This window comes from Mesorhizobium sp. M7A.F.Ca.MR.176.00.0.0 (genome assembly GCF_004023165.1).
Taxonomy (GTDB): domain Bacteria; phylum Pseudomonadota; class Alphaproteobacteria; order Rhizobiales; family Rhizobiaceae; genus Mesorhizobium.
Map to the genome: position 1 here is coordinate 1 of NZ_RZTC01000166.1, position 9,694 is coordinate 9,694.

A 9,694-nucleotide genomic window follows, 5' to 3' on the forward strand; every position below is an offset into this window, starting at 1 on the left:
CTCATCCGTCTCGGCGCTAACGCGCCGATCCACCTTCTCCCACAAGGGGAGAAGGAAAAAGGCGCTACCTCAAAGCGCCTTCACCGCCACCTTCACCGGCTGTTCGATCTCGAGCGGATTGCGCAGCGGCAGGCCGAAGTCCCCGGCCTCGATCTCGAACACATCGCCGGCCTCGGTCCTGATGCCGTCGGCGAAAGAGAGCGTGGCCGTGCCGAACATATGCACATGCACGTCGCCCGGCTGGCGGAAGGCCGCGTATTTGAAGTGGTGATGTTCGAGATTGGCGATGGTGTGCGACATGTTCGCTTCGCCGGACAGGAACGGCTTTTCCCACAGCACCTCGCTGTCACGCACGATGCGCGAGGTGCCGCGGATATCGGGCGGCAGGTCGCCGATCAGGATTTCCGGACCGAACGAGGCGTTGCGCAGCTTGGAATGGGCGAGGAACAGATAGTTCACGCGCTCGGTGACGTGGTCGGAAAACTCGTTCGACAGCGTGAAGCCGACGCGGAAAGGTGCGCCGTCGTCGCCGATGACATAGATGCCGGCCACCTCGGGCTCTTCGCCGGCGTCCTTGGCAAAGGCCGGTGACAGAAGTGCGGCACCTGGCGCCACCGCCATCGTGCCGTTGCCCTTGTAGAACCATTCCGGCTGCACGCCGATCTGGCCATTTGCCGGCTTGCCGCCCTCCAGCCCCATGCGAAACATCTTCATGGAATCGGTGAGCTGCTCCTCGCCGTCGGCGCTCAGCTTCTTGTGCATGGAATCGCGCGTCGCGGCGGAGCCGAGATGCGTCAGCCCGGTGCCGGTCAGGTGCAGATGCGCCGGATCAGGGTGATTGATCGGCGACAGCAGCCGCCCCTTCTTGTAAGCGGCCTCGAGATCGACCGTCTCGCCAAGCCCCTTGCGTTCGATCAGCGCGACGAGGCCGACGCCGGTGCGGGCGGCCTCCATCGCCAGCGAATAGACGCTGCGGGCGCCATTGATGATCCGGGTCTTGCCGCCATTGCGGGCGACGACGCGGATGGTCTCGGCGTCGTCGAGGATCTGGGAGATCAGCATGATGAATCCTCTCTCATTTGCCTTTGCAGGACTGCCAAAACGGCAGACCTTACTCAGCGCGGCCGGGACCTCGTCCATGCCACGGTTTAAATTCTCAGTTCGGATTGCGCTCGCGGGCCTGGTCCCTCAGGGATTTCTGTTACCGGCGGGTTGCCGGCAGCGCCGCGATCGTATGCCTCCTGCTTGCCTCGCCTAGAGCAGTCCACCGTTTCACGGAAACGGCGAACCGCTCTAACTATTGTCTTGGTGCAATTCCCGGCGGAAAACCGTTTCACATTTTCCTGGAATTGCTCTTAAGCCCGTTCAAGCCTTGTTCTTGTTGTAGACGTCGAAGATCACGGCACCGAGCAGCACCAGGCCTTTGACCACCTGCTGCCAGTCGACATTGACGCCCATGATCGACATGCCGTTGTTCATCACGCCCATGATGAAGCCGCCGACCACCGCGCCGATGACCTGACCGACGCCGCCCATCGCCGAGGCGCCGCCGATGAAGACGGCGGCGATGACATCGAGCTCGCTGCCGAGGCCCGCGGCCGGCACCGCCTGTCCCAGTCGCGCCGCGATGATCAGGCCGCCGAGCGCCGACAGCACGCCCATATTGATGAACACCATCAGCGTCAGCCGCTCGGTGTTGATGCCTGACAGCTGCGCGGCCTTGGAATTGCCGCCCATGGCATAGATACGGCGGCCGATGGTCATGCGCTTGGTGACGAAGACGAACAGCGAGATCAGCACGCCCATGACGAGCAGCACCACCGGCAGGCCCCTGTAGCTGGCGAACTGGTAGACCAGGAACAGCGCCAGCGCGCTGCCGACCAGCGTCTTGACGACGAACAGGGCAAAGGGCTCGGCCTCATAGCCATGGCGTTCGCGCTTGCGGCGCGTCCTCACCCCGAAATAGGCGTAGGCCAGCACAGCGATCAGGCCCAGCACGATCGTCGTCATGTGCAGCGTCAGGCCGCTGCCCATGACGGTCTTGCCGGCCGCGTTCACCGTCGGCGGGATCAGCGTCAGCGGGCCGATGACATCCGGGATGAAGCCGGAGCTGAGCGCCTTGAAGCCATCGGGTAGCGGCCCCACCGAGGATCCGCCGCCCAGCAGGGCCTGGCAGATGCCGCGGAAGATCAGCATGCCGGCCAGGGTGACGATGAAGCTCGGTATTCGGTGATAGGCGATCCAGTAGCCTTGCGCCGCACCGATCGCGCCGCCCACGATCAGGCAGATGATCGACACCACCAGCGGATTGCTGAACGGACCGAGCGGCCAGATGACCATCATCATCGCCGCCAGCGCGCCGATGAAGCCAGCGACCGAGCCAACGCTTAGATCGATATGGCCGGAGACGATGACCAGCAGCATGCCCAGCGCCATCACGATGATGAACGAGTTCTGCTGCACCAGGTTGCTAAGATTCACCGGCTTGAACAGCGTTCCGTTCGTGGTGAACTGGAAGAACACCATGATGGCGATCAGCGCCAGGATCAGGCCGTATTCGCGCAGGTTCGTCGTCAGCGCCGAGACGGCGATGCGTGGGCGCTGCTCTTCGGCGACGTTGCCCTGCGGGGCGGGGGCGCTTTCGGTGCTCATGCTGCTTTTCCTTCTCCACGAACGATGGCGCGCATTATTTTTTCCTGGCTTGCTTCCGCGGCGGGCATTTCGCCCACGATGCGCCCTTCGTTCATGACGTAGATGCGGTCGGTGATGCCAAGCAATTCCGGCATTTCCGACGAGATGACGACGATCGCCTTACCCTCAGCCGCGAGACGGGCGATGATCGTATAGATTTCGTACTTGGCGCCGACATCGATGCCGCGCGTCGGCTCGTCGAGGATCAGCACGTCCGGGTCGGCGAACAGCCATTTCGACAACACCACTTTCTGCTGGTTGCCGCCGGAGAGATTGCCGGTCATCTGATAGACGCTGGAAGCGCGGATATTGGTCTTCTTGCGATAGTCGTTGGCAACGGCGAGCTCGCGCATGTCGTCGATCACGCTGTGGCGCGAGACGCCGCCAAGATTGGCCAGCGTGATGTTGTGCTTGATATGGTCGATGAGGTTGAGACCGTAGGTCTTGCGGTCCTCTGTGACGTAGGCGATACCGTGTTGGACCGCCTTGCTCACCGAGGATACGTCGACCGGCTTGCCCTTGAGCAGCACCTCGCCGGAGATGCGGCGGCCGTAGGAGCGGCCGAACAGGCTCATGGCGAATTCGGTGCGGCCAGCGCCCATCAGCCCGGCAATGCCCACCACTTCGCCCTTGCGCACGTTGATGTCGATGCCCTTGATCACCTGCCGCTCGGCATGGATCGGGTGATAGACCGACCAGTTCTTCACTTCGAACACGACCTCGCCGATGTCAGGCTCGCGCGGCGGATAGCGGTCGTCGAGTGAGCGGCCGACCATCGAAGTGATGATGCGGTCTTCAGAGATGTCCTTCTTGGCCAGCGTCTCGATGGTGCGCCCGTCACGAATGACCGTGACCTTGTCGGCGACCCGGTTCACCTCGTTGAGCTTGTGCGAGATCAGGATCGAGGTCATGCCCTGCCGCTTGAATTCGAGCAGAAGGTCGAGCAGCGCCTGGCTGTCCTTTTCGCTGAGCGACGCCGTCGGCTCGTCCAGGATCAGGAGCTTGACTTCCTTGCTCAACGCCTTGGCGATCTCGACCAGCTGCTGCTTGCCGACGCCGATATTGGTGATCAGCGTCTTGGGGTCCTCCTTGAGGCCCACCTTCTTCAACAGAGCGCTGGTGCGCGCCTCGTTGGAATTCCAGTCGATGATGCCGTATCTGGCGTGCTCGTTGCCGAGGAAGATGTTTTCGGCGATCGACAGCATCGGCACCAGCGCAAGTTCCTGGTGGATGATGACGATGCCCTTGCGCTCGCTGTCATGGATGCCTTTGAACTGGCATTCCCCGCCGTTAAAGATGATCTGGCCGTCATAGGTTCCTGAGGGATAGACGCCCGACAGCACCTTCATCAGCGTCGACTTGCCGGCGCCGTTCTCGCCGACCACGGCATGAATCTCGCCTTCCTCGACGCTGAGATTGACGTTCGACAGCGCCTTCACGCCGGGGAACGTCTTGGTGATGTCGCGCATCTCCAAAATCGTCGGGGCCATGGGACAACCGCTCCTTGAGAGGTCGGCAAACATTGCCGGCGAGGTCGGCGACAATACCGGGCTCGCTGGTGAACGAAAAGGGGCCCTGCGTTGCGCAGGACCCCTGATTTTGTAACCGGGGTTACTTCAGTTCGTCGGCCTTGATGTAGCCGGAGTCGACGACCAGTGCCTGGTAGTTCGACTTGTCGACCTCATGCGGCGTCAACAGGATCGAGGGAACGACCTTGACGTCGTTGTTGTAGGTCTTTTCATCGAGGCCGTCCGGCTTGCCGCCCGAGAGCACCTTGTCGACGAGCTCGACGGTGGCCTTGGCCAGTTCGCGGGTGTCCTTGAACACGGTCGAGTACTGCTCGCCCGTGATGATCAGCTTGACCGAGGCGGTCTCGGCATCCTGGCCAGTCACAACAGGCCACGGCTGAGCCTCGGTGCCGTAGCCGACGGCGCGCAGCGAGGCGGTGATGCCGCGCGACAGGCCGTCATAGGGCGACAGAACGCCATCGACGCGGCTGCCGTCCGAATAGTTGGCCGACAGCAGATTGTCCATGCGCGCCTGGGCGGTGGCGGCGAGCCAACGCAGCGTGCCGACCTTGTCCATGCCGGTCTGGCCGGACTTTATCTTGATCGAGCCGTCGTCGATCAGCGGCTGCAGGACGGAGATGGCGCCGTCGTAGAAGAAGAAGGCGTTGTTGTCGTCGGGCGAGCCGCCGAACAGTTCGACGTTCCACGGCTTGGTGTTCGGGAAGCGCTCCTTGAGGCCCTTAACCAGCGAATTCGCCTGGATCACGCCGACGCCGAAATTGTCGAAGGTGGTGTAGTAGTCGACATTGGCGGTCTTCTTGATCAGGCGGTCATAGGCGACGACGACGACGCCCGCGTCAGCGGCCTTCTGCAGAGCATCCGACAGGGTGGTGCCGTCGATCGAAGCAATGATCAGCGCCTTCGGGCCTTTGGTGATTTCGTTTTCCAGCTGGCTGAGCTGGTTGGGGATGTCGTCCTGCGCGTATTGCAGGTCGACGGTGTAGCCGAGAGCCTCGAGCTGGGACTTGACGGCGTCGCCGTCATTGATCCAGCGCTGCGAGGTCTTGGTCGGCATCAGCACGCCGACAAGACCCTTGTCGGCTGCGTGCGCCGAGTAGGTCATGGCAGCGATGCCAAGGGCCGCGACGGCGGCCAGTGTCTTGATGATTTTCACTTTAACTCTCCCTGTTTGATGGACGCGGCACCCCGGGGGTCGCGGGCCGCGCAATCGTGCAGAAGCGCCAAGGGCACTGCTGCCGTCATATCGATCTCCGGTATCCTCCCATGGCCCCGAGACGCTGATTCAATCGATACGATTTTTCTCGTCAGCGACCGTCACGTCTTGGAACGCGCGGAGGGTGTGGGTCTTTGCCATAACTGTCAAATGCGATCTTTGATGGTTGCTATATCATGGTTGGTATATGTATTGGGACGTGACGGGCTGACTCCAAGGTCGGCCTTACACGAGCAGAAGGCAGGGAAAAGCGATGGCGCGGCCCGGGAATCCGACAACAGCTTCAAATGGTTACAGAGAAGCACCGGGCGATGGCGAAACCCTGCTGCGCAGCGGTCTCAGTCTGCGTCACATGCGCATGATCGTCGCGCTAGACGACCACAGCCGGGTCAGCGCGGCAGCCCAGGTTCTGAACATTTCGCAGCCGGCGGCCTCGCGCATGATCGCAGAGATGGAGGCGGTGCTGGAGGTCAAGCTGTGCGAGAGGCTGCCGCGCGGTATCACCTTGACGCCATACGGCAAGGCTTTGGCCAGGCGGGCGCGCTCGATCCTGCTGGAGATGCGTGAGGTGGACCGCGAGATTTCCGAGCTCAAGGCGGGCAAGGGTGGTTCGGTTTTCCTGGGTGCCGTGACCGCGCCTGCAATCGAGCTGGCGGTGCCGGCAATTCGTGAAATCCGCCGCATCTATCCGCGCATCGAGATCACCATGCAGGTCGAGACCTCCAATGTGCTGGCACGCGAGCTGATCGCCACGCGCCATGACTTCATCATCGCCCGCATCCCGGACGATCTCAATCCGCGGCTGTTCGAGTCGCGCGTCATCGGCGTCGAGAAGGCCTGCCTGATCGTGCGCCGGGGCCATCCGCTCACCAAGGGCGAGGCGGTGCGGCTGGAAGAGACCGCCGCCTATGACTGGGTCTTCCAGTCTGGCGGCTCGCCCTTGCGCCAGGCCATGGAGAGCAACTTCCTCAACCGCAACATCGCTTTGCCGGACCGTATCCTGAACACCAGTTCGCTGCTCCTGACCCTGGTCATGGTCGCGCAATCCGATGCCATCGCACCGGTCTCTGTCCAGGTGGCGAAATTCATCCAGAACCCTGACGGGCTGGCCGGCGCCATCGACGTCGTCCAGACCGAATTCGACATCGAGGTCAGGCCCTACAGCCTGATCACGGTTAGGAATCGCGCGCTGTCGCCGGCCGCCAAGATGCTGCACGACTTCATTCTGAGGGAAGTGGGATGATGGTTCGCTCGGGTAAGGTTGTCCGGCAAAAGCACCGCCAGGCCGAGGCTGGCGAAAGCGAGCTGGGAACATTATTTCCCGCCGATGCGTTCATGATCTTGCAAGGGACGATTTCTTCTGGAGGCTGAACATGCGCAGCTTCGAAATCATCGATCTGCTTTGCGTGATCGAGGCCTGCAAGCACGATCGATCGGTCGGGAATTTCGTTTCCATGGCTGAAGGCGTGGAAGAATTGCGGGTGTTGACCGGCGATTTCGTTTCATCGGATGACGCGGCGGCAAGCGCCCTCGCAACGGTGGCGCTTGCGCGAGGCTGCTCGGTTGTGTTCGACGAACAGGCAGGCGCTGAAATGGTTCTGACGCCTTAGACTGGAGCGGGTAGAGGGAATCGAACCCTCGCGTTCAGCTTGGGAAGCTGACAAGCTACCATTACATCATACCCGCGTGCGCCCTCGTTACCATGAGGGTTAGCCGTCGGGCAATCGCAAAGCGGCCTGTTCTCACGACGGTCGTGCTGCGGATCACGGCGCGCCCGCGGCCGTGAATTGCCGTTTTGCCTCCGCGACCTCATTGCTGGGGGCGAAGCTTGGCCAGTATTTCGAGATGGCCAGCGTCGCGCCGGCGGAAGAGAAGTGGCCATAGTCGAAGTAGAGAAATTCATTGGTCGTGGCATCGGCGTATGAACAACCGGCCGAGTCGCACAGATACGTCAGCGGATCTATGAAATCGCCCCCTTTGGTGAACGGCAGAACCCGAGCGTTGATGTCCGGATCCATAGCCATCGGCCAGGACGTGGTTCCGGCATGCTCCCGTTTCACCAAAAAAGCGATCTTCTGGACGTCGGCGATGAATTCCGGAGACTGGCCGACGGTATAGACCTTGACCCCCATCTCGCGAAGCCGATCGATCGTCTTCTGCAGGCCGTCGAAGCCCCTGGCCTGGTAGTCGGTCCATCGGCCGCTCAGGATCACCGCCTGGATGTTGGCGTCGCGAATGATCGACAAGGCCCGTTCGTTGAAGCGGGTGCAGGCAGGCCGAGCATAGGAAAAATAGGTCAGGTCGGGCGGACAGCCGGCATAGGTGTATTGGATGACATTGGCCTGGATTTTCTGGGCGTTGGGCTCAAGTCCCGGAACATAGTGGGCAGCGAAAGAATCGCCCCACAGCAGCACATTGGTGGCAAAGCCCGTTGTACGGGTGCAGTCGGCAAGGTTCCAGTCTTCGATGCCGGTCCCGTTTTCGTTGAAACAGATGCCGTTGCGCCAGTCGCCGACCCGGATACGTTCGGTCGAGAAATCCGGAAACCGTTGCGGGAAACCGTTGCCCAGTGCGCCGGCCAAACCACCGGCGCACAGCAGCACGATTGCCGTCGCCGAAAACGCGAAGATGGGCAGCGGGGCGGTATAGGCTCGTTTGTGGCGGAAGGGTTGCTCGACATATTTCCAGGAGAATGCCGCCAAGGCGAAACTGGCAACCGTCATCGCGATAATCGTTGGCACACCGACAGTCTTCAGGGAGAGATAATGGACGAAGGAGTTGATTGGCCAGTGGACGAGGTAAAGCGAATAGGAAATGAGGCCGACCCAGACCAGCGGCGCCAACCGAAGCACGCGAGTGGCGACAGGTGCCGGCCTGTCGGCGCTATCCTGGCCAGCATAGATCAGCAGAGCTGTTCCGATGCAGGGGAATAGGGCATTGTAGCCGGGAAACGGATCGCTGTCCGAAATCATCACAAAGCCAAATGCAATCAGGGCAAAGCCGGCGAGGCCGATCAGGTCCATCGCCAGCCGACTGGCTAGGACCGGAGGCTTCCGCAACATCAGCATGGCGCCCAGCGCCAGCTCCCATATGCGCGTCGGCAAGAGATAGAACCCTGCCGTCGGTGCCAGCGAGGTTGCTATGACTGCCAGGGCAAAGCTGCCGATGGCCATCGGCAGAAGTACCGTCAGCCAGCGCTTCGAGACGTATCGGTAGATCAGATAAAGGAGGATCGGCGCGAAGATATAATACTGCTCTTCCACCGAAAGCGACCATGTGTGCAGGAGCGGCCGCAGTTCGGCGTCGATGGAGAAATAGTTCGTCGTTTTCCAGAAATAGATGTTCGACCAGAAGGTCGAGGCGGCGATCACGCTGAGGCTGAATTCGTGGAGATCCGAAGGCAGAAGGATGAACCAGGCGGCAATGCTCGCGAGCAGGATGACGAAGGTCAGCGCCGGCAGGATGCGCCGTGCGCGGCGCCAGTAGAAGCGGCCGATCGAGAATTGGCCCCGCTCAAGATCATCGAGCAGGCTGCCGCTGATCAGATAGCCCGATATGACGAAGAAGATGTCGACACCGGTGAAGCCGCCGGGAATGGCGGACACGCCGAAATGGAAGAGCACGACGGGCAGCACCGCAACGGCCCGCAGGCCGTCGATGTCGCGCCGGTAGTTCATCCGGCCGGCCCGCGCGCGACCACCAGGATCCGTGCGGCCGCACCCGACACGCTCATGCGGCGATGTCGTCGATCGTGCTGAAAATCCCGGCTCGTCGATCTCACAGGCTTACCCCCAGGCAGCAATTTTGCTGCGCTGCAACATGGGTGTCAAGGCATATATTGCTGTCGCGAAATTCGCCAGGAACGCACCGGGATCAGGCGCCGGGCAGATAGATTACCGCGTAGTCGTCCGAATAGGCCCGTTTCCAGCCCAACTGGTCGAAGAAGGGAATGCGGCTGTCGTCGGCCGATAGCAGCGCCCAATCTATTGCGTATTTCTTCAGGCGGGCTTCGAGGAGCGGCTTGCCGTCGCCGCGTCCGGTGTCGTTATCGCTCTTTGTGAAACCGCCGAGGAACAGCTGGTCCGTCCGTCCGTCGATATAGGTCTTGAACCCGTGGAAAATCAGCGTGCCGCCGAAATTGTAGGAATTCAGCACGTTGCCGGATAGATGATGGCTTTGCGCGAATGCCAGCGCCCCGCTGGCCGATGTCTTCGGACTTGGCGCTACCTGATAGACGCTGCCGAGCACAGCGACCCCCGCC

7 protein-coding genes, 1 tRNA gene and 1 pseudogene are annotated in these 9,694 nt (G+C 61.5%); 2 read left to right on the forward strand and 7 right to left on the reverse strand.

The window, feature by feature from the left end; all coding sequences use genetic code 11:
- Positions 1 to 69: 69 nt before the first annotated feature.
- The 4 genes from araD1 to chvE form a co-directional block, all read right to left on the reverse strand.
- Positions 70 to 1,062, reverse strand: coding sequence for an AraD1 family protein (araD1, locus tag EOB59_RS31995; protein ID WP_127319683.1), 993 nt, complete (start codon positions 1,060 to 1,062; stop codon positions 70 to 72).
- Positions 1,063 to 1,365: 303 nt separating this feature from the next.
- The gene (gene mmsB, locus EOB59_RS32000) at positions 1,366 to 2,652 is read right to left on the reverse strand and encodes a multiple monosaccharide ABC transporter permease (protein WP_128290120.1); all 1,287 of its coding nucleotides are present in this window, start codon (positions 2,650 to 2,652) and stop codon (positions 1,366 to 1,368) included.
- Positions 2,649 to 4,181 carry a multiple monosaccharide ABC transporter ATP-binding protein gene (gene mmsA, locus EOB59_RS32005; RefSeq protein ID WP_127319685.1) on the reverse strand — a complete coding sequence of 511 codons (1,533 nt, stop codon included), beginning with the start codon at positions 4,179 to 4,181 and terminating at the stop codon, positions 2,649 to 2,651. Before mmsA ends, mmsB begins: the two co-directional genes overlap by 4 nt.
- 121 nt (positions 4,182 to 4,302) lie before the next feature.
- On the reverse strand, positions 4,303 to 5,373 hold the full coding sequence (gene chvE, locus EOB59_RS32010; protein ID WP_127395812.1) for a multiple monosaccharide ABC transporter substrate-binding protein: 1,071 nt from the start codon (positions 5,371 to 5,373) through the stop codon (positions 4,303 to 4,305).
- 313 nt (positions 5,374 to 5,686) lie between these two features.
- Here chvE and EOB59_RS32015 point away from each other — a divergent pair, with 313 nt between their 5' ends.
- A complete protein-coding gene (locus EOB59_RS32015; RefSeq protein ID WP_127395813.1) occupies positions 5,687 to 6,676 on the forward strand; it encodes a LysR family transcriptional regulator in 990 nt (329 codons plus the stop codon).
- 130 nt (positions 6,677 to 6,806) lie between these two features.
- Positions 6,807 to 7,043 carry a hypothetical protein gene (locus EOB59_RS32020; protein ID WP_128290121.1) on the forward strand — a complete coding sequence of 79 codons (237 nt, stop codon included), beginning with the start codon at positions 6,807 to 6,809 and terminating at the stop codon, positions 7,041 to 7,043.
- 2 nt (positions 7,044 to 7,045) lie between these two features.
- Here EOB59_RS32020 and EOB59_RS32025 read toward each other — a convergent pair.
- From EOB59_RS32025 to EOB59_RS32035, 3 genes and pseudogenes are all read right to left on the reverse strand, one after another.
- Positions 7,046 to 7,119, reverse strand: a tRNA-Gly gene (locus tag EOB59_RS32025).
- A 77-nt stretch (positions 7,120 to 7,196) separates the two neighbouring features.
- On the reverse strand, positions 7,197 to 9,110 hold the full coding sequence (locus tag EOB59_RS32030; RefSeq protein WP_128290122.1) for an acyltransferase family protein: 1,914 nt from the start codon (positions 9,108 to 9,110) through the stop codon (positions 7,197 to 7,199).
- Between the two features lie 196 nt (positions 9,111 to 9,306).
- Positions 9,307 to 9,694, reverse strand: a pseudogene (locus EOB59_RS32035) (hypothetical protein); the annotation flags it as partial.